This window comes from Yinghuangia seranimata, assembly GCF_029953285.1.
Lineage (GTDB): Bacteria > Actinomycetota > Actinomycetes > Streptomycetales > Streptomycetaceae > Yinghuangia > Yinghuangia seranimata.
The window spans coordinates 45,957-69,814 of sequence record NZ_JASAOI010000029.1 but is presented as its reverse complement, the minus strand read 5'-3'; the positions used below and the strand labels follow the sequence as shown (position 1 = coordinate 69,814).

Sequence of the window (23,858 nt, the reverse complement as noted above, 5' to 3'; positions counted from 1 at the left end):
CCGCGTCCTATTCGCGGATGCCTGCGGCTTCGACGGCCCGTTGGCGGGTTGCCCGTGCGGTGGCGTGTGCCGCGGTGGCCAGCGTGACGAGGGCGCAGAGTGCGACGGTCTCGCTGATCCGGGTCCAGGGGATCACCGTTGGTGCGTCGGCGATGAGCTTGTCGAGGGCGATGTGCTGGGTCAGTGCGGCGAGTGCGGTCGCGACGGCGGCGAGGAGGGTGCCGACGACGACCGCGACGGCCGACTCGGCCACGGCGATCTTGACGATCTGGGCGCGTGCGGTGCCGACGAGGCCGAGGAGGGCGAATTCGCGGCGTCGTCCGGCCACGGCCATGGCCAGGGTGTTGGCGACGGCGATCAGGGCGTAGGTCACGGCGATGCCGAGGATGACGACGGCCGCGTTGCTGCTCTGTTCCGCGGCGTGGGCGCGTTGGGTGTCGAGGTAGGTGTCGTACGTGACGAGGTGTGCGCCGGTGCCTGCGAGGGCCTGGTTGACCGCGGCTGTTTGTTGTTCGTCGAGAGGTCGGCCGGTTCCGGTCCGCGAGTCGAGGTAGACGCGGGTGGGCGTCATCGCTCCGGTGAGCGATGCGGAAAGGTAGGTGTCGTCGCCGTCCAGGCCGCGGGCGATGACGGCGGCGATGACGCAGGTCACGCGCGTGCCGTTCGGCAGGAGGGTGACCACGTGGTCGCCGACGGCCAGGTTGTCGGACCGGGCGGCGTGTTCGTCGATGACGAGGAAGTCGTCCGGCAGGTTGGTGAGCGAGCCCGAGACGACGGGTGGGGTGACCGTGGTGCCGAGGGCGCTTGCGGGCACGGCGTTGGCGCTCACCGAGTCGATCTGGTCGTCCTCGCTGGTGCCGATGCGTATGTTCATCGAGGTGGTGGGCGTGACGCGGATCCCGGGGACCGCGGTGAGCTTGTCCACGGTCCGGGCGTCGACGCCGGTGCCGGCGGGCAGGACGACGTCGGCGGCGTGGATCTCCTGCTGCCGGCGGGCCAGTTGCACGGCGTCGCCGGTCTTCTGCATCGTCAGCAGGGTCGCGGCCAAGCCGACCGCCACCACGATGGGGACGACGGTCGCGGCGGTGCGGCGGCGGGAGGTGAGGATGTTCTCGCGTACCAGGAGCGGGCCGGCCTTGGCCGAGCCGCGGAGCGGGGCCGTCAGCAGCCGGGTGACCGGCCGCAGCAGGATCGGTGCGAGGAGGGCGACCGCGCCGACGTACAGGACCGGGACCATCTGGTACTTGCGGGCGTTGGCCGCGAGGTAGGGCTCGGTTCGGCTGATGACGACGCCGGTGACGACGGCGCCGATCAGCATGGCGGTGCCGAGGAGCCGGCGGACCGGGGTCATGACGCGGCGCTCGACCGCGTCCTCGCGCAGGACCTCGATCGGCTTGACGAGGGAGACGCGCACGAGGGTGGCGGCGGAGCCGGCCAGAGCGGAGGCCACGCCGATGACGAAGGCGATCAGCAGGGGCAGGGGGTTGAAGGGGATGGTGAACCAGGACGGGGCGACGTCGTGGTCGAGCATCCACGAGTGCAGCGGCATGGTGCACAACGGGGCGAGGACGCAGCCGGTGATCGCGGCGGCCACGCCGATCAGCAGGGCTTCGCCGAGGACCATGCGGCGCACCTGTCGGGGGGACGCGCCGACCAGGCGCATCAGGGCGAGTTCGCGGCGGCGTTGTTCGGTGGCGAAGGCGAAGGTGGCGATGACGACGAACACGGCGACGCACACCGCGAGTCCGGTGGTGGTGCCGGCCATGGCCTGGGCGTTGGCCAGGGCCTCCGCGCCGCCGCTGGTGTCCGGGTCCAGGCCGGTCAGGTCGTCGCCGGCCAGGACGGCGGCCTGCCCGGCCACGAGGGCGGACACCTGTTCCGCGTTCCCGTCGGTGACGAGGGCGTTGACGCCGGGCGACAGGCGCTGGGCCTCGGTGTCGCTGAAGAAGACCGGGTCCTCGAACCACAGCGCGTCGGTGACTCCGACGACCTTGTACGCGCCGGTGCCGTCCGGGGTGGCGGCCTCGGTCCGACGCCCGATCAGGGACGGGTCGCCGGCGAGGACGATCTCGTCCCCGGCCCGAGGGGCGCGTCCGGCCGCCAGGCGGTAGCCGGCGAACGCGGCCGAGGACCAGGGGTGCCCGGTCGTGCCCGGGCCGGTGTTCAGCCGCACGGGGAAGCTGCGGTCGGGCGTGGTCCCGCCCGCCGCGCCGACCCTGGCCACGACGTCGGCGGGCAGGACCGCGGGGGCTTTCATCGGCTCCGACTCGAAGCCCTGCGGCGCGACGACCGTGTGGGCTTCCTTGAACCGCTGCGGACCCGGGTGCGGCGTGCCGAAGGTGGCCGCCAGGGTCAGCGTCATCATTCCGATCATCGTCGTGCCGAGCGCGAGGGCGATGAAGGCGCCCACGAAGCCCGCCAGACGATGACGCAGGGTGGCTACGGCGATCTTCAGCACGGGTTCGCCCCGCTCTCGCCGGGCTCCAATGCGGCCATGCGCAGCGCGACGGTCTCGGCCGTCGGCTCGAACAGCTCGCCGGTCACCTTGCCGTCGGCGAGGAAGACCACCCGCTGCGAGTACGAGGCGGCGACCGGGTCGTGGGTGACCATGACGACCGTCTGCCCGTGCTCCTCGACGACCCCGCGCAGCAGCGCCAGGACCTCCCGGGCGGTCCTCGAGTCCAGCGCGCCGGTCGGCTCGTCCGCGAAGACGACCTTCGGCCTGGCCACCAGCGCACGCGCGATCGCGACCCGCTGCTGCTGGCCACCCGACAGCTCGCCCGGCCGGTGCCCGCCGCGCTCGGCCAGCCCCACCTGTGCCAGGCCCCGGTCGATCGCCGCCGCATCGATCTCCCGCTCGGCCAACCGCAAAGGCAGCTCCACGTTCTGCCGGGCCGTCAGCGCGGGTATCAGGTTGAAGGACTGGAAGACGAACCCCATGTGCTCGCGACGCAACTCCGTCAGCGCACGCTCCGAGAGCTCGTGCAGAGGCGCCCCGTCCAGCAGGACCTGACCCGCGTCGATCCGGTCCAGACCCGCCGCACACTGCAGGAGCGTCGACTTGCCCGAACCCGAAGGCCCCATGATCGCGGTGAACTTCCCCGCCTCGAACCCGACATCCACCCCGTCAAGCGCCCGCACCCGGTTGTCACCGCGACCGTAGAGCTTGTGCACACCGGCCAGGCGGACCAGGTTGCCCGCCCTCTCCGCGTCGACGAAGGCCGGGCTCGAAGCCCGGCCCGGTAGCACCCTGTTCCGGAACACGTGCGCGCCTTTCCATCAGGACATCGTTCGAGGCATCGGTCGCCTGCCGCACCGACGCTAGGGCCGCGTGGGGTGCCCGCACCTCAGGGAAGATCCCTGATTCGACCCTGAGGAACCCCTGATACTCATCGGCGCCCGGGTGGGCGCCGACGGTGGCGCAAAAGCCGTAGCAAGGTCACTGATTCGGGTGACGTCCGGAGGCGTGCCGCGTTTGCGGCCCGTGTTCCCCGCGGTGGTTGGGCAGTCTGGTCGGGTCCCCGAAGCACCAGAAGGATGTCCCATGAAGCTGTGGTCTCCGGTTCGCCGCGCCCTTTTCGCGGCCTTCGTCGCGAGCCTCGCCGTCGTCGTGGGCGGCACGACGGCCGTCGCCGCTCCGTTCCACCAGGTCAACGGCCAGGAGGAATACGCGAGCGCGGGCCAGGAGAAGACCGTTGTCGCGCAGTGCCCCGACGGTGAAGTCCCCACCGGGGGTGGTGGCTACAGCACCTCGGTCTACTTCACGGTGTCCCGTTCCTTCGCCATCGGCACGACCTGGTACTGGAGCGGCAGGAACACCCACCCCACCGATCCGGTCAAGGTCAGTGCCTTCGTCATCTGCACGCAACCCTGAGGCTCAGCGGTCCACGCCACCCAACACCGGGTCCGTACTGGCCAGCGCCGCGATCACGTCGGCGACCAGGCCGCCCTCGACCATGGCCGCCACCGCCTGCAGGTTCGCGAAGGACGGGTCGCGCAGGTGGACCCGGTACGGGCGCGTTCCGCCGTCCGACACCAGGTGGCAGCCCAACTCGCCGCGCGGTGACTCGACCGCCGTGTACGTCTGCCCCACCGGCACCGCGAAGCCCTCCGTGACCAGCTTGAAGTGGTGGATCAGCGCCTCCATGGACGTCCCCATGATCGTCTGAATGTGCTCGGCCGAGTTCCCCAACCCGTCGGGCCCCAAGGCCAGTTGCGCGGGCCAGGCGATCTTCTTGTCGTCGACCATCACCGGACCGGGCGCCAGCCGGTCCAGGCACTGCTCCACGATCCGCAGCGACTCCCGCATCTCCGCGACACGCACGCGGTAACGGTCGTACGCGTCGCACCCGTTGCGCACCGGCACGTCGAACTCGTAGTCCTCGTAGCCGCTGTACGGCTGCGTCTTGCGCAGATCGTGCGGCAGCCCGGTCGCGCGCAGCATCGGGCCGGTGACCCCGAGCGCCATACAGCCGGCCAGGTCCAGATAGCCGATCCCGATCGTGCGTGACTTGAAGATGGCGTTGCCGTCCAGCAGTTGCTCGTACTCGTGAATGCGCTCCGGCAGCACCCGGAGCAGTTCGCGCACCGCGGACCCGGTATCGGGCGGCAGGTCCTGCGCGATCCCGCCGGGCCTGACGAAGCCGTGGTTCATGCGCAGCCCGGTGATCGCCTCGAAGACGTCGAGGATGAGTTCGCGGTCCCGGAAACCGAACGTCATCACGGTCAGGGCACCCAACTCCATACCGCCGGTGGCGATGGCGACCAGGTGCGACGAGATCCGGTTCAGCTCCATCAGCATCACGCGGACAACCCGGGCGCGCTCGGGGATCCGGTCCGTGATCCCGAGCAGCTTTTCCACGCCCAGGCAGTACACGACTTCGTTGAACACCGGCATCAGATAGTCCGCCCGCGTCACGAACGTGACGCCCTGCGTCCACGTCCGGAACTCGCAGTTCTTCTCGATCCCGGTGTGCAGGTACCCGATCCCGAGCCGGGCCTCGACGACGCGCTCGCCGTCCAGCTCCAGGATCAGCCGCAGTACGCCGTGTGTGGACGGATGCTGAGGCCCCAGGTTGACCACGATCCGCTCGTCCGGCGCCTCGCCGAGCTCCGCCACCGCGGCAGCGAGATCCTGCCCCGGCTCGACGAAGACCTCACGCGTGGTCATGACTCGAAACCAGCCTCACTTGTCCCTCTACCCAGGAGCCGCGGAACATAGACGCCCCAATTCGGCGGGCGCAAACCACAGCCACTCCATTGAGCTATTTCGGATATTCACCCGGGACGAGCGGGTCCGCAGGCGGTTAGCGTTTCTCGTGGCTCGAAAGAACCACGCGGTTGGAATATTTCCCGGAAATTCAGTCCTCTTTGTTTATCTGGTGGCGCGCGCGGACAGGGCGGTCACCGCCATTGCGAAGGAGAGTCTGACCCGATGACCGTTGACACCGGGACCGAGGCGCAGCAGGCGCCGCAGCAGTCCAGCCTGGCCACGGCGGCCGCACGCAATCTGGCCTCCACCACCAAGTCCGCCCCGCAGATGCAGGAGATCACCTCCCGCTGGCTGCTGCGGATGCTGCCCTGGGTGGAGGCGAAGGGCGGTACCTACCGTGTGAACCGCCGGCTGAGTTACACCGTCGGTGACGGGCGGATCGAGTTCGTGCAGGACGGGCCCCGGGTTCGGGTGATCCCGCGCGAGCTCGGCGAACTCGCGCTGCTGCGGGGCTTCGAGAACGAACCGGTGCTGAACGCGATCGCCGACCGGTGCGTGCAGCGCGACTTCCGGGCCGGTGAGGTGCTGGTCGAGCACGGGCACGCGGCCGAGGGGATTCACCTGATCGCGCACGGCCGTGTCAGGCAGACCGCTGCGGGCAAGTACGGCGACGAGACCGTCGTGTCCGTGCTCGCGGACGGCGACCGGTTCGGTGAGGCGGCCCTGTTGGACGCCGACACGCGGTGGGACTACACCGCCACCGCGGAGACCGCGGGCACCCTGCTCACGCTCTCCCGCGCGGACTTCGACGCCGTACTGGCGACGGCGCCGGACCTGCGGGAGCACCTGCGGCAGTTCGGCTCCCTGTCCCTCCGGAGCCAGAACAAGCACGGCGAGGCCGAGATCACGATGTCGGCCGGCCACTCCGGCGAGCCCGAGCTGCCCGGCACGTTCGTGGACTACGAGCTCAACCCGCGCGAGTACGAGCTCTCCCTCGCGCAGGCCGTTCTGCGGATCCACACCAGGGTCGCGGACCTCTACAACGGGCCGCATGACCAGACCGAGGAACAACTCAGGCTGACCATCGAGGCGTTGCGCGAGCGCCAGGAGTACGAGCTGGTCAACAACCGGGAGTTCGGTCTTCTCCACAACGCCGCCTTCAAGCAGCGCATCCAGTCCCACGACGGCCGTCCGACACCGGACGCCATGGACGACCTGCTCTGCCGCCGACGCGGGACCAGGTTCTTCTTCGCCCATCCCCGAGCCATCGCGGCGTTCGGGCGCGAGCTCAACGACCGGGGGCTGTACCCGGACCACGTGGACCTCGGCGGGCAGTCGGTCCCTGCCTGGCGCGGCGTCCCGGTCCTGCCCTGCAGCAAGATCCCGATCACCAGGGAGAACACCACCTCGATCCTCGCCATGCGTACCGGCGAGGACAAGCAGGGGGTCATCGGCCTGCACCAGACCGGCCTGCCGGAGGAGTACGAGCCCGGCCTGTCGGTCCGGTTCATGGGCATCAACACGCAGGCGGTCATGTCCTACCTGGTCACGACCTACTACTCCGCGGCGATCCTGGTGCCCGACGCGCTCGGGGTGTTGGAGAACGTCCAGATCGGGCGCGAGGTCGACTAGCGGGCCCGCGGACCCACCCAACTCTCCAAGGAGCCACGGATGTCCGATCCCGACCCCGGTCCCGGCGGCCTGCCGCCGACCGTGTCCGCCCTCATGGAGCGGCTTCGGCAGGGCCCCAGCGGTCTGGGCACGACGAGCCTCCGCTTCGCCCCCCGCGAGCAACCCCCGACGGCCGAAACCACGACGGTCGCGACGACGGAACAGACCTCGGGGCGCCCGGCGCCCGGCAGCCCGATCCCCGGCCTCTACCACCACCCCGTCCCGGAGCCCGATCCGGAACGGGTGGAGGAAGTCGGCCGCCGGATCAAGCGGTGGGCGGTGGACGAGGTCCAGGCCTACCCGCCGGAGTGGGAGGACCAGTTCGACGGCTTCTCCGTCGGCCGCTACATGGTCGCCTGCCACCCGGACGCCCCCACCGTCGACCACCTGATGATCGCCGCGCGGTTGATGGTCGCCGAGAACGTGGTCGACGACTGCTACTGCGAGGACCACGGCGGCTCGCCCGTCGGCCTGGGCGGAAGGCTCCTGCTGGCGCACACCGCGCTCGACCCGGTCCACACGACCAAGGAGTACGAACCGGCCTGGGCGCAGTCGCTCCTGGCGGACGCCCCGCGGCGCTCCTACCGCTCCGCGATGGAGTACTTCGCCCGGGCGGCGACCCCGTCCCAGGCCGACCGGTTCCAGCACAACATGGCGCGCCTGCACATGGGCTACCTCGCCGAAGCCGCCTGGGCCGAGACGGAGTACGTCCCGCAGGTGGCGGAGTACCTGGCGATGCGCCAGTTCAACAACTTCCGCCCGTGCCCCACCATCACCGACACCGTCGGCGGGTACGAACTCCCGGCGGACCTGCACTCCTTGCCGGCCGTGCAACGGGCGATCGCGCTGGCCGGCAACGCCACCACCGTCGCGAACGACCTGTACTCGTACACCAAGGAGCTCGACAGCCCCGGCCTGCACCTGAACCTTCCGGTGGTGATCGCCGAACAGGAGAAGCTCTCCCCGAAGGAGGGCTACCTCAAGGCGGTCGAGGTCCACAACGAACTCATGCACGAGTTCGAGGCCGCCGCGGCCGAACTGGCGGCGTCCTGCCCCGACCCCCGCGTGCTGCGCTTCCTGCGCGGCGTCGCCGTGTGGGTCGACGGCAACCACCACTGGCACCAGACCAACACGTACCGCTACAGCCTGCCCGACTTCTGGTAAGGACGGACTCATCTGTGAGCAACGCTGACCTCACCGCGGCCGACTCCGCCACCAACGGCACCTCTGCGGTCATCCCGCGCCCGGCAACGCCGTACCAGGGCGACATCGCCCGGTACTGGAACAACGAGGCCAGGCCGGTGAACCTCCGTCTCGGCGACGTCGACGGTCTCTACCACCACCACTACGGCATCGGCGAGGTCGACCACGCCGCCCTGGGCGACACCGGGGACAGCGGCTACGAGAACAGGCTGATCGCCGAACTCCACCGCCTGGAGTCGGCGCAGACCGACGTCCTCATGGACCACCTCGGCACCGTCGGCCGCGACGACACCCTCGTCGACGCCGGCTGCGGCCGCGGCGGCTCCATGGTCATGGCCCACCGGCGCTTCGGCTGCAAGGTGGAGGGCGTCACCCTGTCGGCCACGCAGGCCGACTTCGCCAACCGGCGTGCCCGTGACCTGGGCATCGGGAACCACGTCCGGGCCCGCGTCTGCAACATGCTCGACATGCCCCTCGAGACCGGGCAGGCCACGGCCTCCTGGAACAACGAGTCGAGCATGTACGTCGACCTGCACGACCTCATGGCCGAGCACTCCCGCGTCCTGGCCGTGGGCGGCCGGTACGTCACCATCACCGGGTGCTGGAACCCGCGTTACGGCCAGCCGTCGAAGTGGGTCTCCCAGATCAACGCCCACTTCGAATGCAACATCCACTCCCGCCGGGAGTACCTGCGCGCCATGATCGACAACCGCCTGGTCCCGCAGGCCGTCGTCGACCTGACTCCGCAGACCCTCCCGTACTGGAGGCTCCGGGCCACCACGTCCCTGGTCACCGGCATCGAGGAGGCCTTCATCAAGTCCTACGAGGACGGCTCGTTCCAGTACGTGCTGATCGCCGCCGACCGCGTCTGACCGACGCCTACGCGGCACGCGGGGGGCCGACACCGTCACACCCGACGGTGTCGGCCCCCGCGGACGTTTAACCCACCGGCTTAAACGATCGCACCTCCCTCGGCCTGCCGCGCATGATGGCGACGCATATCGGAGCCAGAAGAACTGGAAGGAGCTCCTGCGAATGAAAAAGCTCCCGTTCAAACGCGCCAGGCGCACCCTCGCGGCCGCGGCCGCCACGGCGGCCATCGCTTCCGGGATCACCCTTGCCACCGGAACCAGCGCGCACGCGGACACCTTCTGTAATACGGGGCACCTCAGCCCTACCTATCCCGTCCATTACGGATGGACCATCTCGATGTGCCTGACCTCGGAGGGAGGCGGCTACTGGAACGGGAAGGTCCAGGCCACAGGCGGCTACACCGACGTGCGGCTGTTCGTGGAGACGGGCGACGCCTGCAATGACGTGTCGGGCAACACCACCTCGTCGCCGGGTGTGCACGCCTACCCGACCTGGGCGGAGGCGTCCACCGCCTGGAATGCCTATGACCATGGGTGCCGGCCGTTCGTTCAGGCGTGGATCACCGAGTCGGGCCGCAACGCAGGGGCAGCGCTCTGGTACCTTCGGTGACCTCCGATCCGGTCAGGCCGCGCGTGTGAACCGGACGCGGAGGCCGGTGGCGTCGGTGACGACCAGGGCGGCGCCCTGCACGTTCGCGGTGAGGTCGCCGCAGCCGAGGCCGCCGAGCTCCGCGGAAGTCACCTCCTGGCCCTGGAACGTCACGCGGGCGCTCTGCTCCTGGAAGACGAACCCGCTGCGCTCGGCCTTGACGGTGCCGGTGCACTGGCCGCGGATGGGTGCGCCGGCGACGGGGCCCGTCGTGATGTGCGCGGTGATGTCGAGGGTGAACGAACCCCGGGCGGTGACCTCGAGGTTCTGCCGGTCGAGGACGATCTCCCAGCTCGTGCCGTCAGGCAGCGGGTAGGACTGGCGTTCCCCTCCGCCGTACGTCCACCGGCCGGCGATCTGCTCGACCGCCGGCTTGGCGTCGGACGTCGTGGACTTCGTGGACTTGGTGGACTTCGTGGACGGCGCGGGCGGTGGGGGAGGGGCCGGCGCGGGCTGGTCCTTCTCGCCCCTGGTCCCCGTCGGGCGCCGGAGCCCCGCCCCCGTGTCGAGGTCGGCCAGATAGAACGACGTCATCGGGGTGGACGCGGGCGTGAACCTGGTGACCTGGGCCGGGTTGTACCGCGCCGCCCAGCCCGGGTCGGAGATGCTGACCTCGATGGAACCGGGCTGGGCCTGCGGCGGCTTCAGCGGATTGCCGCAGTTGCACTTGACCCTGGGGACGCCGAACTCGTCGTCCAGGACGACCGTCCCGGCCTGCAACAGCGACTCGTACGACTTCGCCTTGCCGTCCTTGTAGTTGTGGTTGGTCACCAGCGTGTCGTTGCGCAGCACGACGGGCGTGAGCCCCCGCACGTACGTCGGGATCCGTGAGACCGGGACACCCGCCTCGTCCGCCCACACCCCGGCGACCCGGCTGTTCGCCGGGTCGGTCAGGAACCGGATCAACTGCTCGATGTCGCACAGCGGTTCGGCGCGCAGGCTTCCGTCGCCGACCGCCCCTTGCGTGTCCCCGGGCCGGGTTCCGGTGGCCGGCCCGGGAACGACGCCGGGGCGGTCCTGGCCGATGAGCCGGTCGAAGAACGCGTCGAACGCGATGTCACGGATCTGCTCCGCCACCACTTTGAGCACCCGGTCGCCGCTCCCGCGGCACGAACCCGAGGCCCCGAGCAGAGCGAGCACCAGCAGGACGGCCATCGCGGCGGTCCCCACTCCGTGTCCGCGGCGTGTCCGCCTGCGCGCAGGCGCTGTCCGTCCGTCCATGGCACCCCCATGCCGACGGCCAAACCCTCTCCCCCCGCACGAGCAGTTTCCCGCGCCCGACCACGCCCTTCAAGGTGGCGATCCGTGGCGTCAGCGCGCGAGTTCGGCCACCTTGGCCAGCTGGCCGCTGATCATCGCGGTCGGCACCTCCGCCTGCCCGGTCGTCGAGAACGAGGCCAGCTGCATGACGACATCGCCCTTCAGCGCGACCACGAGGTAGGCGTACAGCCGCCCGTCGGTCGGGTGGTCGTCGCGCATCCGGAACGCCACGGTGTCGGCCCCGAGTTGACCGACGGACACCTCGCTGACGGTGTAGTGGTCGACGGTGCCGTCGCTGTTCGTCTCGGAGAACGACGAGCACACCTTGAGCGCCGCAACGTACGCGTCGAGGTCCCGCTTCAGCACCGCGTGCGGGGCGCTCGACAGCTCGGTGACCACGCCCTCGGTGGGCTGCACGGAGGCGTCGAGAGTCGTCTTGGGGTACGTCCGCTGGATCGCGGCGGTGCGCTGCTTCGACCCGTCGTCCAGCAACGGCGTGCACCGCGGGTCCGACAGCCGGAGGGTTGTTCCGGGCGCGGACGGTTCCGGGTCCTCCGCCGAGTACTCGGCGGGGACTTCCTGCGCGGTGAGCAAGGCCGCGGACAGCTCGCCCGCGGTCGGCGTCTTCTTGCTGTCGGTGGTCTGCGTGGCCGACGGCTTGCTGGTCGGCTTGGCGGTGGGACTCGCCGGAGATCCCGCCGCGGCGGGAGGCGTCGCGTCGAGCTTGGCGAGCTGGGCGGTCACGAACGAGGCGGCGTCGGCGGGGTCACCCTTGCCCGCCCCGGCGAACGACGTGACGGCGAGTCCCGTGGTGCCGTGCAGGACCAGCGTGTTGACTGCCGTGCCGAGCGGCTTGCCCTTGGCGGTGACGGTGACCTTGTACGAGACGCTGTCCTTGCCCTGGACGCCGGTTCGGACGTCGGTCACGGTGAAGCTCGTGACCTCGCCGCCTTCGGTGATGTCGTAGGTGGCGCAGGACGCGAGCGCCTTGACACCGTCGTCGAGCTGTTTCTTCAGCACCTCGTGCGGCGCGGCCGACAGGCTCACGCGGACCGAGTCGTCCGACTCCGGGTCGCCGCCCGCGACGGCGTACGAGCGCTCCGCGTGCCCGACGGGGTCCGGGACCCCGCCGCTGCCGAGCGCCGCGCACACGGCGGGGCTGACCACCTGGCCGGGCTTGCCCGGCGTCCGTTCGTTCGACACCTTGCCGCCGCTGTAGCCGGCGGGGATGTCCTTCCCGTCGATGAGGACCGCGGAGAGTTGCTCGTCCGTGGCCGGGGCCGTGTCCTTGTCCGGCTTGCCGCTGCCCGCGGACACGTTGGCGGACGCGGACGGCCTGTCCGTGGCCTCGCCGCCGGACTTCTCACAGGCCGTCAGGCCGAAGAGCGCGAGAACGGTCAGCGGAACAGCGACAGTGGTCGCCGCGTGGCGCGGCATGGTGATACGCACCGTGAACCCCCCAGTTGCGGTGTGCGTCATGGATTGCGGCGCCGCCGCGTACGCGGATACCCGTAACCCCCCTGGTGCCGGGTGCGCCGCGGCGGCGCCGTGCTTGTGACCACGACCTTAGGCACCCGAGTCGCGAATTCCGGCCGCTGTTACCGAGACGGCACGATCCAGGGACATACCCGGTTGGTTCGGCGGCGGACGCGTCGCCTCGCCGCCGCTCGACCTCGTGTCAGGCACCCGCCGACGGTCCCAGCAGGTAGCGCAACAGCACCACGTCGCCGATCCGCCGGGTCTCGGCCAGCCGCATGCGCCGGTCCGGGCCGTACGGGAAGCCGCCGGGCCCGACGAACCGGGGCGCGGCCGGGTCGCCGACGAAGAACGGCGCGACGACCGCGTGGATCTCGTCGACGAGGCCGGCGGTGAGGAACCAGGTGTGCACGCGGCCGCCGCCCTCGACCATGAGCCGGCGCACGCCGCGCGCGTGCAGGTCGGCCAGCACGCGCTCCAGGTCGAGCGGTTCGCCGGCGTCCACGACGTCCGCGACCGCGCCCAGGCGCTGCTCGGCACGGTCGACGCCGCCCGCGGCGCAGTAGACGACCTTGCCGCACGTCCCGGCGGTGAAGAACGCCGAGGCGGGGTCCAGGTCACCGCCGCCGGTCAGCACGACCTTGAGCGGGCTGTCGGGCCTGCCGTCGGCGACGCGCTCGGCGCGCCGCCGCTCGGACCGAACGAGCAGCCTCGGGTTGTCGCCGCGGACGGTGGCGGCGCCGACCAGGATCGCGTCGCACCCGGCCCGGACCTCGTCGACCCGGTCGAGGTCCGCGTCGTTGGACACCATCAGCCGCCGATCGGAGGCGTCGTCGATGTAGCCGTCCAGGGAGGCCGCGAAGGACAGCAGGACATAGGGCCGGTCCGGCACGCGTCGCGGCCTATCCGCGCGCGTCGAAGGCGGCGGCGCGCCACTCGAAGAACAGCACGGCCGCGGCGAGGACGACGGACACCGCCCAGGTCACCACGACACCGAGCAGCCCCAGCGAGAGGAAGGCCGCGCCGAACGTGAGCGCGGCCGCCACCGCGGCGGCGTGCATGGCCTGGCGCGGCCGGTCCCCGACCGCGTTGCGGCCGAACGTCCCGCGCCCGCGCGCCTTGCCGACGCCGACGGTGAGCCACAACGGTGCGAGGGGGAGCAGCGACAGCCCGGCCGCGATCTGGGTGTCGTCGTCACCGGACGGGGACGCGTCCAGTTCGCGGAGGTGGCTGCCGATCCGGACGCCGGTGATGTCGCCGCGCCACTGCTCCAACTGCACCGCGGTGCCGGGATCGACGGCCTGGTAGACGGACTTCGTGACCTTCACCCACCCGGTCGGGGCGCCGGCCCCCTCGAACCTGGCGTAGTAGTCCTTGCCCCTGGTGCCGCGCACGTCGAGGTCGGACACGGCGGCAGGGAGCATCCGCCGGCAGTCGGTGGCCTCGGCCGTCGCACACACGGGCGCGTCGCGGTACTCACGGACGTCGCGGATCGTGCCGGGCAGCGTCACCGCCAGGACGACGAACACCGGTATGCCGACAACTCCCGCGACCAGCAGGGCGATCGTCCACGCCCACTGCTTGGCCCCTCGCGGCCGCTGCCCGACCGCCCGCCCGTCGACCGTCGCCACGGCACCCCTCCCGAAGACGCCCCCACACGCCGTACGGTAGCGCCGACCGGTCCTACTGTCCGACGTGGCCACGGCCTCCCGCAACGAGCGCGAATCGACAGCCTCTTGGTGAATACAGTGAGATCGTCGATGACGCGCCCCGTCCGGCGCTCGTCAGCGCCGTCTCACGACGCCGCCTTCCGCAACGCCTTCCGCGCCCGGCGCCATGCCTCCGGCACCTGCGCCTCGACGTCCTCGGCCGTGCGCTGCTCCGCGGCATAGAGCACGCCGTACGCGAACGTGTTCGCCCTCGCGGCGTGTGCGTCTGCGGCCAGGCGACGCAGCGCCGACCGCGACACCACCGCGTCCTGGTGCTCGCCGAGCAGCCGTTGCATGCGCTTGACCCGCGTGGCGGCCCGCTCCGCCCGGCCGCCGAGCGCCGGAACACCGGCCTCCGCCGCGTACCGCGCACGCTTCGCGGCCTTGCGCGCGGAGTGCAGCGCCTGATCGCCTTCCGCCCCGCCGGGCGCCGCCAGAGCCGGCTCCATGCGCTTCCCCACGCGCTTTTGCTCGCGCCCGAGCACGCGGCGTACTTCGTCATCCGCGTCCTTGCGCGCCCGTTTCGGGCGCAGGGGCGGTTCGGCGATCACCGCCTCCAACGCGTCCAGCAGTCGGAAGTAGCGTTCCCTCTCCAACTCGTCGACCGCGTCCACATAAGCGGCGCGGTAAGCCTCCGTCTCCGTGCCGTACGCGGTTGTCGCCACCACCGCCAGCTCGGCGGCGGTCGCCGCGTCCGCGTGCTCGGCCAGCAGCCCGGCGCGGTCCCGCAGGCGCTCCGCCAGTACCTGATGATCCCGAGCATCACCCAAGACCCGTCCCAGCCAACGCAGTTCGTCCGCAATCGGATCGGTCGTCGACCGCTTCAGGTAACGCCGGTACGAGCGCAGCACGCTCCGCAGCCGCCGCGCCGCCACGCGCATGTCGTGCACCCCGTCGTCGGAGTCGACACGCACCGCGGCGTCGGCGGCGAGCAGTTCGCGCGTCTGCTCGGCGATCCGCGCGTACACCACATGCCCGATCGTGCCGGCCCGCGGACGGCGCGGGGCCTCGACGTCGTTCTCGAACACCCGGGCGGTCTTGGACGCGTGGTCGGAGCGATGCCAGCCGTGCCGCCCAAGCTGCTTCTCCACCGCGTCAAGCAATCCGTCGGCGCCGGCCCCCTCTCCGTCGCCCGTGAGTTCGACCTCCAGCTCCGACCACGCCTCCGCGCGGCCCGGTGACTCCAACACCTCGGCGGCGACGTGATCATGCGCGACCTCGGCCAGCGGCGCCCCGTGCGCGTCCACCAGCTGCTCGCGCTCACGCCGGGTCCGCATCCGCAGCACCGGCACCAGCGGCACGCCCCGCGCGAGCGCCGTCACCCGTCGCCGCAGAGCGTCCGGAACCGCGTCCTCCGCGGCGCCCGGCGCGCCCTCGGGAACCTGCAACTCCTCGCGGCGATCGGCATCGATGCGGCGCTTCAGATGCCATCCCGCGTCGTGCCCGCCACACCGCTTCCGCAGCGTCGCGTCCCGCGCCAAAAGCCGCAGGTCAGGGGTGTCGTAGTACACCGCGTCAAGGTCCTCGTCCGGCGCGGCCACGACGTCGACAACGCCAGGAAGCCCACGCGCACTCAGCCGCGTCTCCGCCCCGCCGCCTTCGAACTTACGTTCCCTCTCGACCTTCGTCCCGCCCATACCGGACCCATGCCAATCCGCAGCACGACGATGCTGCCTGCCCCCACGGCTGCCCAAGCCGCGGGCACGGAAACCCCGGGGGCCAGACCCGCGCGACGGCTGGGTGACGCCACAGGTGGTTGCCGGGCGCGGACGGTGTCGTCGTAGTCCTCTTGGGAATACGGATCCGCGCGTGATCTTTGGATGCGGTGGCACGGTCGGCGTCGGCTTCTGGCGCGCGGCCGGCCAAGCCTTGTTCGGACGAGAAAGCGCGGTGATCAGGCAATGCGGGCGGTGCGGTTTCACGAGTACGGCGGGATCGATGTGCTGCGGGTGGAGGAGGTCGAGCGGCCGGTGCCCGGTCCAGCGCAGGTGTTGGTCGAGGTCCGCGCGGCCGGGATCCAGCCCGGCGAGGCGCACATCCGCGCGGGCGCGCTGCACCAACGTTGGCCGGCGGCGTTTCCCTCCGGGCAGGGCAGCGACCTCGCCGGCGTCGTGGTGGAGGTCGGCCCGCATGTCCGGGGGTTCGCGGTGGGCGACGAGGTACTGGGCTTCACCCACAGGCGGGCCAGCCACGCGCAGTTCGTCGTGGTCGATGACGTGAACCTGGTCTCCCGTCCGGCGGGCTTGCCCTGGGAGGTGGCCGGGGCACTGTACGTGGCCGGCACGACCGCCTACGCCACGGTGTTCGCGGTGGACCCCGGCCCGGACGACGTAGTCGTCGTCTCCGGTGCGGCGGGTGGAGTCGGGTCGCTTGCGGTTCAGCTCGCCCGACGGCGCGGTGCCACGGTGATCGGGCTGGCGAGCGCGCGGAACCACGCTTGGTTGCAGGACCGCGGCGTCCTCCCGATCGAGTACGGGCCCGGCGTGGCCGAGCGGATCCGTCAGGCGTCCGGCGGCAAGGTCGACGCGTTCATCGACACCTTCGGCGACGGCTACGTGGCACTGGCAGTGGAGCTGGGTGTGCGGCCCGAGCGAATCAACACCATCCGCGACTGGCAGGCCGCGGCCGAGGTCGGCGCGCGGACCTACGGAGAGGGCGCGGCGGCGTGCGCGGTCGTACTCGGCGAGCTGGCCCGGCTTGCCGCGCGCGGCCAGCTGGAGGTGCCGATCGCCCGTACCTACCCGCTGGAAGAGGTGCGGGACGCCTTCCGCGAGCTGGAACAGCAGCACACCCACGGCAAGATCGTGCTCCAGCCCTGAAAGCTGTCGCAGAAGGCCGGCCGGGGCGTGCTGGGCTGTGCCGCCGCTTCGGGTCCTACGGGGTTCAGGAGGTGTTGTTAAGCCGGACGACGGCGCGGACCGCCCCGCAACCGAGGCGCCCGCCCGCCAACCGCATCGCCGTGCCGCCCCGGTCAAACCGAACGGTTCGGTACGATGCGGCCATGACGCGCTCAAGCGCCGCGGAAGGAACGAACGTGACCCGCTTGAACCAGCGCGACCAGGACCTGCACTGGATGCGCCGCGCGATCGACCTTTCCGCGAAGTGCGCGCCCTCGCAGGCGGCTTACTCCGTCGGGGCACTCATCGTCGGCGACGACGGCGTGCAACTCGCCGACGGCTACAGCCGGGAAAGCGATCCGCATTTCCATGCGGAGGAGGCCGCGCTGGCGAAGATGCCCGCAGACGACAAACGGCTGACTCGGGCCACGATGTACAGCACGCTGGAGCCGTGTTCGGAGCGGCGGTCGCGGCCTCACCCTTGCGCGCGGCTGATCCTGGACGCGGGGATCCCGCGGCTGGTGATCGCGTGGCGGGAACCGGCGCATTTCGTCGCGGACTGCATCGGCGTGGAGTTGCTCCGAGACGCGGGTGTCGAGGTGGTAGAGCTGCCCGAACTTGCCGACGAGGCCAGGCGGGTGAACGCCCATCTGCTCGGAGGCGGGTAGGTCACGTCCGCCGGAACTCAGTAGCCCTTACGCGCCGACTCCTCGCCGGACGCCCCTGACCCCAGGTCCCAGTTCCGAACACAGGGCGTTCACTGTGGTCTCATCGCGTCCGTCACCGATCTGCATCCGCGAACGCCGGTAACCTGCCAGGAAGGCGACAACACGGAGGGAGGCGGCTGGACGGTGGACCGCAACAGCCTTGACGAACTCCTCAACCAACCCGGTGAGTACATCGGCGCCCGCCGCGTCCGACGCCTCGGCGTGGTCGCCCCCGGCGCCCTCGCGCTTGAATGGTGGAACGGCACCGCGTGGGTCTGCGGCGGATATGCCACCGACAACCACGGCGTAAAAGCCTGGCTCGAGGTCACACCGGACGGTTCGCACCCCTGGAAACGCGGTACCGGCCGCCGCCGCAAGCGCCCCCAGGACACACCCACCACGTAACCCTGTCCGCCCTCACCAGCGCCCGCGTAACACCCGTGCCCCCGGCCCCCACCGGTCCATGGAACCAGCACGGGCTCTGTCGCGTCGGATCGCCGCTGGGATGGCGTCGCGCCAAGGGGAAGCCGTGAACCGCATCACCGTATCGATCGCCTGTGCGACCGTCATCATGGTCGCCGCAGGGTGTGGGAGCCCCGCACCGACGTCGGCCGGCCCTCCTGCGGCTGTGTCGTCGACGACGGCCGATGCGTCCACCACTCCGAGCGTGTCCGCCGCGCCCACCGCGACCACAGGGTCCGGGGCGGCGGCGTGCCCGACCCTCGACCAGTGGAAGGACCGGCCCGCCCCCACCACCCTCGGAGGCGTTCCGGCCAACACCCCGGAGGCGTCGGCGCTGTCCCAGGCCGTGGGGGCGCAGGGCAGGGGTGCCTTCGCCGACATCTATGGCACGCAGGTCACGGACTTCCCGGCCGGCCGGGTCGCCCTCTGCGTCACCGACCTGGCCCGCGGACGGCAGTTGGCGGACGCGGCAAAGCAGGCCGCCCCCGGCATCGACCTGGCTCGCCTCGACATCTACCCGTGCCGCTACACCCGACAGTTCCTGCAGGCGGCGATGGACGACATCACCAAGGCCGGGCACGACATCGCCGGATCCCCGATCTACATCGTCTCCGCGGCCTCGGACGCCTCAGGCATCCAGGTGACGACCAGTCAGCAGGGCGCCGACTCCCCGGCCTTGCGGCAACGCCTTGAGGAAATCCTGGGCAGCACCCCAGTGACCCTCGTCGCGGGCGCCCCAGTCCACGCCGCGTAGGCACACACGTCCTCAAGGACTCGATCACACCAGGCGCCGTAGGGCGCGGCTGAGCGCGCGAGCGGGAGGCCGCGACGACGCGTCGCCGACGCCGCCGTCCCGGTCGGCCGACCGGCCACGTTCAGCAGGAGAGGCCGCCGCCGACGTCGGTCACTGCGTGTCGAGCCGGATCGGGTGGTCGAGGGACGTCGGGCAGGCGAAGACGCGCATCTGTCCGTACCGTCCGACGTCGATGCCCAGCGGGTCGGAGTCCCGGGTGTCGGGGTGGTCTTCGACGGGGATCCAGCTCTCGCCACCGCCGTGCCATTCGCTGCTCGCGATTGTCAGGAGGGGCTGCATGCGTGCGCCGCACGGGCAGTCGATCGCGTGGAAGTCCGTCAGGTGCCATGTCGGCCACCCGCCGACCTTGCAGCCCGGCGAGATCGACAACTCATACTGATATTCCGGCCCGGAGAATTCCTCCCACTCGTGTATCCGCAGGGCCAGTTCCTTCGGGACCTCGCCAGCGTCCGGGTACTCGGCCACCGCCTCGGGGTGGATCACGCACGGAGTCAGCGTGTACCAGTCGTCGGCGGGGTGGTAGTACTCGGGGTCGCAGGCGAAGCGACTGGCTGGGGGAGTGTGCAGCACGTCCTGGACATCGGCGGACCTGCGCCAGAACAGTGTGGGGATCGGGCCTTCGTACCACGGGTCGATGCTCGGGTCGCGGTGGTCGTTCGGGCACCACAGGACCTGTAGGAGATCGGTTCCCTCCGGCCAGTCCCATCCGGGCAGTTCGGGAACGTCGCGGGCGTACACCTGCAGCACCGGCAGAAGCGCCACCGGCCCGGCCTCGTCTTCGTGGTCGCGCGTGCAGTGGGGCCAGGGTTCACCGGCCGGCCACAGCAACGGGCCGCCCATCGAGCTTTCGTCGGCACTGGAGGCGCCGGGCCGCGGGTGCAAGCGGATCGCCGTGCGCTTGTACGCGCTGAGCTCAGGGAACACCTCGGTGACCGTGATCGGCCGGGGCGGTGTCGTGCGGACCATTTCGAGCGCTTCCTCCAAAACCGGCACCTGGTGGTCGTGTGCCCAGGCGCATTGTGCCCGCCGCTCCCGACAAGCCCTGACGACGGCGCCGCTGCCGTTGTCGTTGAGCCAATGCCACTATGCGGCCGTTGGTCTCCACCGGTCGTCCCGATGCCCGCAGGTGGGTATCCCGGTCTGCCACACGGGGTGTCGGCCGGGAGCTGAAGCGGCCCCCGGCGGTCACAGTCGGGCTAGGGACACGACCGTCTCCAGGAGCACGCGGGCCGAGACGGGGTCGCCGCTGATGTGGGCGGGGAGCGTGTCCGGCGTGCGGCGTGCGCCGAAGAGCAGGCAGAACTCGACGGCGTCGACGGTGATTTCAGCCTCGGGCTCGGATGCGCGATCCGTGCGCGGTCCGAGCGTCCAGCGACCGGCGCCGGGGCCGGTCAGAACGAGGTCGACCGGCGGTCCGACAAGGCGTGGGCGCAGCACCCGCAGGCCGTACGCGACCAGCTGGTCGACCCGTGGCGGCCGGACGTCGCCGCGACCGGCGGCCTCGGCCAGGTCGCGGGTGTGGCCCCACGTCTCGAACGCCCTGTCAGCGTAGGCGTCTGCGAGCAGGCGCGTCGCCGGGACGGCTCGGGCGGCGGCGAGCAGCCGGTCGGCCTGGGCGCGCCAGACGCCGCGGACCTCGTCGAGGGTGCGGTCGCGTAGCCGCGCCACGACGACCTCGGTGCGGGCCCCGTCCGGGTCGCCCGGGCACACCGGGACCGGGCCCGGCAGGGGTACGGCCTCGGGGACGCCGAGTTGGCGGCACAGCGCGCCGTCCGTCGCGACCAGGTGCGCCAGCACACCGGCCGGCTCCCACGGCGGCCCGAACCGCCCCCCGGCCGCACCCAGCCGCGACCCGGCCAACGCGCCGCCGGCCGGCAGGAGATCGTTGAGCAGCGCCTCGAACATCGCCACCGCTCCCGCGAAACACGCCGCGAAATCCGGCACGTCGGCAGCGGGCCGCCGCACCGCGAACGCCTGCGCCATCACCCGCCCGCGCAGACCGTCGGGCGGCAAGCCCCCAACGGAGACCTGCCCGCCGCTCACGAACACCTGTCGGGGAGCGTCGGGGTCGGCAGCCTCCAGGTGCGCCGGCGCGCGGCCGTTGTTCCCGGCGTTCGGCTGTGCGCCGAACGGCGGGGCGGCGTCCCGCGCGTCGGGGCTGCCGAGCGGCGAGGCCGGGCCCGTTCCGCTGTCCGTGGTGCCGCTGTCCGTGGTCCCGCTGTTTGTGGTGCCGCTGTTCGTCGTCCCGCCGTCCGTGGTCCCGCCGTTCGCCGTCTCACGGTCCGTCGTCCCACTATCCGTCGTCCCGCCGTCGGGCCTCTCCTGAGCCCCGTCATTCTCCGTCGACCATGCGTCCTTCATCACGCCTCCCCGGCCCTCGTCTCGCCGGTCATCCTTGGCCGCGCCGGGTGGGCCAGGGCCACGGCGAGTTGTCGGAGGCCCACGCGCATGCGGGACTTCACCGTGCCCTCGGGGACGCCCAGGCGTTCGGCGACCTGGCGGTAGGTGTTGCCGGCGAAGAACGCCAGCTCGATCGCCTCGCGCTGGGCCGCCGGGAGGTTGCCGACGGCCGCGCGCACCCGGTGGGCCTCGTCCGCGGCGACGACGCTGTCCTCGGCGCTCGGCACTGCCGTGTAGCGGACCGCCGCCCCCAGGCGCCGCAGGCGCCGGTCGCGGGCCTCCTCGGCGCGGACCCAGTCGACCGCGCGCCGGTGCGCCAACATGCACAACCAGCCCCGCATCGTGCCGCGTTCGGGTCGGAACGCGTACGGGTTCGACCACAGATGAACGAACACCTCCTGCACGATGTCCTCCGCCGCCGACCGGCTGCCGCTGACCCGCAGGGCGACCGCGTGCACCACGCCGGCCATCAGGTCGTACGCCTCGCCGAGCGCCGCCGCGTCGCCGTGCACCAGCCGCGCGTGCAACGCCTCGTCGCCGTCCTCCGGCCGTGTCGCGCCGGCTCGTCCTCGTCCTTGTCCTCGCATGCGCCCACCCCCCGTGGTCACCTCCCCGCGCCGGTTGTTCGGAGCCGGAGCGGGCGCGGATGGGGCGCGCCCCACCGAAATTCGCTTCATCCGTCCGGGCGCGGCGTCCGAACCACGGTCCGACACCGCGCCGCGGACGGCGGCGCACCGGCGGAAGGAGAACCGTCATGACCATCCGTACGCGCCGCACCTCGGCCACCGCCCACCCGTCGCGGCCGCGCGGCCGCGGCACCTTCGCCGCCCTCGCCGCGGCGACGGTCCTCGCGGTCCCGGTCGGCGCCGTCGCGCTCGCCGGCCCCGCCTCGGCCGTGACGGCGACCTGCCAGGACGCCACCGGGCAGATCCGCACCGCGACCAAGGTCGGCACGAACGCGTCCGACTACTTCAGTGCCACGTCGCCGAACCCGGCCTTCCGCCTGGTGTCGGGCGACGTCGTCGCGGCGCTCGGCGGCGACGACGTCGTCGACCTCACCGGCCTGTCCGGCCTGCTCATCTGCTTCGGCGACGGCAACGACCGGGCGGTCAACGGCTCGTCGGCGAGCGGCGGCTTCGACGCGCGCGGCGAGGCGGGCGACGACACGTTCTGGACGACGCCGTGGCAGGACCGGATCTTCGGCGGGACGCAGGTCTCCGGGGACACGGTCTACGACCCGGCGGTCGGCGACGCCGACCAGTGCAAGAACGTCGAGACCGCGGTGAACTGCGAGAGCGTGATCTGACCGGGCACGTCGGCGGGTGGCAGCGCACCACCCGCCGGCGACCCCCGCGCCTCCTGCGCATCCCGCCGGGCGCGTAACGAGCGGGCCGACACGACGTCACGCGCTGCCCGCGTCACTCCGGCCGCCGCGAGCCGCCTGCGTCGCGGATCGGCGCGGTGTCCGCACAGCCTGGGCTGCGTGCTCCCGCACGCGAAGGGGCGGTACGGCTCGGCCGTACCGCCCCTGCCTACGCTCCTCGCGACGGGCTCGCGCTCAGCAGATCCGGGGGAGCTGCTCGCCCAGCGGGAGGTCGACAACGCGCGTGCCGCCGAAGGCGGTTCGGGCGACGACCATGCCGTGGTGGTCGTCCACACACTCGCCGATGACCGCCGCGCGGGCACCCAGCGGATGGGCGTGCATGGCGGCCAGCACGGCGTCGGCCTGGTCGCGTGGGACGAAGGCGACGAGCTTGCCCTCGTTGGCGACGTACATCGGGTCCAGGCCGAGGATCGCGCACGCGCTGGCGACCTGGTCCGGGACGGGGATCGCGCGTTCGCGCAGCGCGACGCCCACCCCCGCCGCCGAGGCGATCTCGTTGACCGCCGCGCCCAGTCCGCCGCGGGTCGGGTCGCGCAGGACGTGGATGTCCTGCGTGACCGCGAGCATCGCCTCGACCAGGCCGCCGAGCGCGGCGCAGTCGCTCTCCACCCGGGCACCGAACTCGAGGCCCTCGCGGACGCTCATGATCGCCACGCCGTGCAGGCCGATCTCGCCGCTCACGATGACCACGTCGCCCGGCGCCGCGCGCTGCGGCCGGATGTCGACGCCGGCCGGGACGAGCCCGATCCCGGCCGTGTTGACGTACACGCCGTCGCCGCGCCCGGACTCGACGACCTTGGTGTCGCCGGTGACGATCTCCACCCCGGCCGCGCGCGCCGCCGCGCCCATGGTCTCGGCGATCCGGCCGACCACGGCCATCTCGACGCCCTCTTCGAGGATGAACCCGCACGACAGGTACGCCGCCCGGGCCCCGCTCATGGCCAGGTCGTTCACCGTGCCGTTGACCGCGAGGTCGCCGATGCCGCCGCCGGGGAAGAACAGCGGCCTGACGACGTACGAGTCGGTGGAGAACGCCAGTCGGGCACCGCCGAGCGCCACGGTGGCGGAATCGCCCAGCCCTGCCAGCGCGGTGCCGCCGAACGCCGGGGCGAACAGGTTGGCCACCAGCTCGGCGGACATCGCGCCGCCGCCGCCGTGGCCCATCACCACGCGAGGGTGGTCGCGCAGCGGGAGCGGGCAGC

23 protein-coding genes are annotated in these 23,858 nt (G+C 71.7%); 11 read left to right on the top strand and 12 right to left on the bottom strand.

The genetic code is table 11. The annotated features are described in order from the left end of the window. Positions 1-7: 7 nt before the first annotated feature. Positions 8-2,458 (bottom strand): ABC transporter permease, encoded by a 2,451-nt coding sequence (locus QI554_RS19540; protein ID WP_281471391.1) that lies wholly within the window; start codon positions 2,456-2,458, stop codon positions 8-10. Beyond that, on the bottom strand, positions 2,452-3,192 hold the full coding sequence (locus QI554_RS19535) for an ABC transporter ATP-binding protein (protein WP_281471590.1): 741 nt from the start codon (positions 3,190-3,192) through the stop codon (positions 2,452-2,454). Before QI554_RS19535 ends, QI554_RS19540 begins: the two co-directional genes overlap by 7 nt. Positions 3,193-3,544: 352 nt before the next feature. Between QI554_RS19535 and QI554_RS19530 the strand changes: the two genes are divergently transcribed. Next, entirely contained in the window at positions 3,545-3,874 is a 330-nt protein-coding gene (locus QI554_RS19530) for a hypothetical protein (RefSeq protein ID WP_281471390.1), read from the top strand. A 3-nt stretch (positions 3,875-3,877) separates the two neighbouring features. On the opposite strand, the gene QI554_RS19525 is transcribed toward QI554_RS19530, so the two are convergent. Beyond that, a complete protein-coding gene (locus QI554_RS19525; protein ID WP_281471389.1) occupies positions 3,878-5,170 on the bottom strand; it encodes an NADH dehydrogenase (quinone) subunit D in 1,293 nt (430 codons plus the stop codon). Positions 5,171-5,434: 264 nt separating this feature from the next. Here QI554_RS19525 and QI554_RS19520 point away from each other — a divergent pair, with 264 nt between their 5' ends. The 4 genes from QI554_RS19520 (at position 5,435) to QI554_RS19505 (ending at position 9,568) form a co-directional block, all read left to right on the top strand. Continuing rightward, on the top strand, positions 5,435-6,844 hold the full coding sequence (locus tag QI554_RS19520; protein ID WP_281471387.1) for a family 2B encapsulin nanocompartment shell protein: 1,410 nt from the start codon (positions 5,435-5,437) through the stop codon (positions 6,842-6,844). 39 nt (positions 6,845-6,883) lie between these two features. Continuing rightward, positions 6,884-8,047: a family 2 encapsulin nanocompartment cargo protein terpene cyclase gene (locus QI554_RS19515; protein WP_425528013.1), complete on the top strand. Its 1,164-nt coding sequence runs from the start codon at positions 6,884-6,886 to the stop codon at positions 8,045-8,047. 14 nt (positions 8,048-8,061) lie between these two features. Beyond that, positions 8,062-8,958: a geranyl diphosphate 2-C-methyltransferase gene (locus QI554_RS19510; protein WP_281471386.1), complete on the top strand. Its 897-nt coding sequence runs from the start codon at positions 8,062-8,064 to the stop codon at positions 8,956-8,958. A gap of 163 nt (positions 8,959-9,121) precedes the next feature. Next, the gene (locus QI554_RS19505) at positions 9,122-9,568 is read left to right on the top strand and encodes a hypothetical protein (protein ID WP_281471385.1); all 447 of its coding nucleotides are present in this window, start codon (positions 9,122-9,124) and stop codon (positions 9,566-9,568) included. Positions 9,569-9,580: 12 nt separating this feature from the next. Here QI554_RS19505 and QI554_RS19500 read toward each other — a convergent pair whose 3' ends face one another. The 5 genes from QI554_RS19500 to QI554_RS19480 all read right to left on the bottom strand — a co-directional run bounded on the left by QI554_RS19500 (position 9,581) and on the right by QI554_RS19480 (position 15,689). Next, positions 9,581-10,762, bottom strand: a complete 1,182-nt coding sequence (locus tag QI554_RS19500) for a DUF6777 domain-containing protein (protein WP_281471384.1) — start codon at positions 10,760-10,762, stop codon at positions 9,581-9,583. A 156-nt stretch (positions 10,763-10,918) separates the two neighbouring features. After that, entirely contained in the window at positions 10,919-12,316 is a 1,398-nt protein-coding gene (locus QI554_RS19495) for a hypothetical protein (RefSeq protein WP_281471383.1), read from the bottom strand. A gap of 229 nt (positions 12,317-12,545) precedes the next feature. Continuing rightward, positions 12,546-13,235: a RibD family protein gene (locus QI554_RS19490; protein WP_281471381.1), complete on the bottom strand. Its 690-nt coding sequence runs from the start codon at positions 13,233-13,235 to the stop codon at positions 12,546-12,548. Between the two features lie 10 nt (positions 13,236-13,245). Then, complete coding sequence (locus QI554_RS19485; protein WP_281471380.1) at positions 13,246-13,974, bottom strand: hypothetical protein; 729 nt, start codon at positions 13,972-13,974, stop codon at positions 13,246-13,248. 164 nt (positions 13,975-14,138) lie between these two features. Then, positions 14,139-15,689 carry a CYTH and CHAD domain-containing protein gene (locus QI554_RS19480; RefSeq protein WP_281471379.1) on the bottom strand — a complete coding sequence of 517 codons (1,551 nt, stop codon included), beginning with the start codon at positions 15,687-15,689 and terminating at the stop codon, positions 14,139-14,141. A gap of 264 nt (positions 15,690-15,953) precedes the next feature. On the opposite strand from QI554_RS19480, the gene QI554_RS19475 reads away from it, so the two are divergent. The 4 genes from QI554_RS19475 to QI554_RS19460 all read left to right on the top strand — a co-directional run bounded on the left by QI554_RS19475 (position 15,954) and on the right by QI554_RS19460 (position 18,812). Then, positions 15,954-16,871 (top strand): NADP-dependent oxidoreductase, encoded by a 918-nt coding sequence (locus tag QI554_RS19475; RefSeq protein ID WP_281471589.1) that lies wholly within the window; start codon positions 15,954-15,956, stop codon positions 16,869-16,871. Between the two features lie 182 nt (positions 16,872-17,053). Then, positions 17,054-17,557: a deaminase gene (locus QI554_RS19470; RefSeq protein ID WP_281471378.1), complete on the top strand. Its 504-nt coding sequence runs from the start codon at positions 17,054-17,056 to the stop codon at positions 17,555-17,557. A 183-nt stretch (positions 17,558-17,740) separates the two neighbouring features. After that, on the top strand, positions 17,741-18,001 hold the full coding sequence (locus QI554_RS19465) for a hypothetical protein (protein ID WP_281471377.1): 261 nt from the start codon (positions 17,741-17,743) through the stop codon (positions 17,999-18,001). A gap of 262 nt (positions 18,002-18,263) precedes the next feature. Next, a complete protein-coding gene (locus QI554_RS19460; protein ID WP_281471376.1) occupies positions 18,264-18,812 on the top strand; it encodes a hypothetical protein in 549 nt (182 codons plus the stop codon). A gap of 150 nt (positions 18,813-18,962) precedes the next feature. Here QI554_RS19460 and QI554_RS19455 read toward each other — a convergent pair whose 3' ends face one another. Both QI554_RS19455 and QI554_RS19450 read right to left on the bottom strand, forming a co-directional pair. Then, on the bottom strand, positions 18,963-19,838 hold the full coding sequence (locus QI554_RS19455; RefSeq protein WP_281471375.1) for a hypothetical protein: 876 nt from the start codon (positions 19,836-19,838) through the stop codon (positions 18,963-18,965). 219 nt (positions 19,839-20,057) lie between these two features. Next, positions 20,058-20,885, bottom strand: coding sequence for a hypothetical protein (locus QI554_RS19450; protein ID WP_281471374.1), 828 nt, complete (start codon positions 20,883-20,885; stop codon positions 20,058-20,060). 88 nt (positions 20,886-20,973) lie between these two features. On the opposite strand from QI554_RS19450, the gene QI554_RS19445 reads away from it, so the two are divergent. After that, positions 20,974-21,198, top strand: a complete 225-nt coding sequence (locus QI554_RS19445) for a hypothetical protein (RefSeq protein WP_281471373.1) — start codon at positions 20,974-20,976, stop codon at positions 21,196-21,198. A gap of 34 nt (positions 21,199-21,232) precedes the next feature. Here QI554_RS19445 and QI554_RS19440 read toward each other — a convergent pair whose 3' ends face one another. After that, positions 21,233-21,859, bottom strand: a complete 627-nt coding sequence (locus QI554_RS19440; protein WP_281471372.1) for a sigma-70 family RNA polymerase sigma factor — start codon at positions 21,857-21,859, stop codon at positions 21,233-21,235. 167 nt (positions 21,860-22,026) lie between these two features. Here QI554_RS19440 and QI554_RS19435 point away from each other — a divergent pair, with 167 nt between their 5' ends. Further along, entirely contained in the window at positions 22,027-22,578 is a 552-nt protein-coding gene (locus tag QI554_RS19435; protein ID WP_281471371.1) for a hypothetical protein, read from the top strand. Between the two features lie 252 nt (positions 22,579-22,830). On the opposite strand, the gene hypE is transcribed toward QI554_RS19435, so the two are convergent. After that, a complete protein-coding gene (gene hypE / locus QI554_RS19430; protein ID WP_281471588.1) occupies positions 22,831-23,820 on the bottom strand; it encodes a hydrogenase expression/formation protein HypE in 990 nt (329 codons plus the stop codon). Between the last annotated feature and the right edge of the window lie 38 nt (positions 23,821-23,858).

Coding starts and splice junctions, on each gene's coding strand:
- QI554_RS19530 (WP_281471390.1), top strand. CDS start 3,545: ATGAAGCTGTGGTCTCCGGTTCGCCGCGCCCTTTTCGCGGCCTTCGTC.
- QI554_RS19525 (WP_281471389.1), bottom strand. CDS start 5,170: ATGACCACGCGTGAGGTCTTCGTCGAGCCGGGGCAGGATCTCGCTGCC.
- QI554_RS19520 (WP_281471387.1), top strand. CDS start 5,435: ATGACCGTTGACACCGGGACCGAGGCGCAGCAGGCGCCGCAGCAGTCC.
- QI554_RS19515 (WP_425528013.1), top strand. CDS start 6,884: ATGTCCGATCCCGACCCCGGTCCCGGCGGCCTGCCGCCGACCGTGTCC.
- QI554_RS19505 (WP_281471385.1), top strand. CDS start 9,122: ATGAAAAAGCTCCCGTTCAAACGCGCCAGGCGCACCCTCGCGGCCGCG.
- QI554_RS19500 (WP_281471384.1), bottom strand. CDS start 10,762: ATGGCCGTCCTGCTGGTGCTCGCTCTGCTCGGGGCCTCGGGTTCGTGC.
- QI554_RS19480 (WP_281471379.1), bottom strand. CDS start 15,689: ATGGGCGGGACGAAGGTCGAGAGGGAACGTAAGTTCGAAGGCGGCGGG.
- QI554_RS19475 (WP_281471589.1), top strand. CDS start 15,954: ATGCGGGCGGTGCGGTTTCACGAGTACGGCGGGATCGATGTGCTGCGG.
- QI554_RS19470 (WP_281471378.1), top strand. CDS start 17,054: ATGACGCGCTCAAGCGCCGCGGAAGGAACGAACGTGACCCGCTTGAAC.
- QI554_RS19455 (WP_281471375.1), bottom strand. CDS start 19,838: ATGGTCCGCACGACACCGCCCCGGCCGATCACGGTCACCGAGGTGTTC.
- QI554_RS19440 (WP_281471372.1), bottom strand. CDS start 21,859: ATGCGAGGACAAGGACGAGGACGAGCCGGCGCGACACGGCCGGAGGAC.
- QI554_RS19435 (WP_281471371.1), top strand. CDS start 22,027: ATGACCATCCGTACGCGCCGCACCTCGGCCACCGCCCACCCGTCGCGG.
- hypE (WP_281471588.1), bottom strand. CDS start 23,820: ATGGGCCACGGCGGCGGCGGCGCGATGTCCGCCGAGCTGGTGGCCAAC.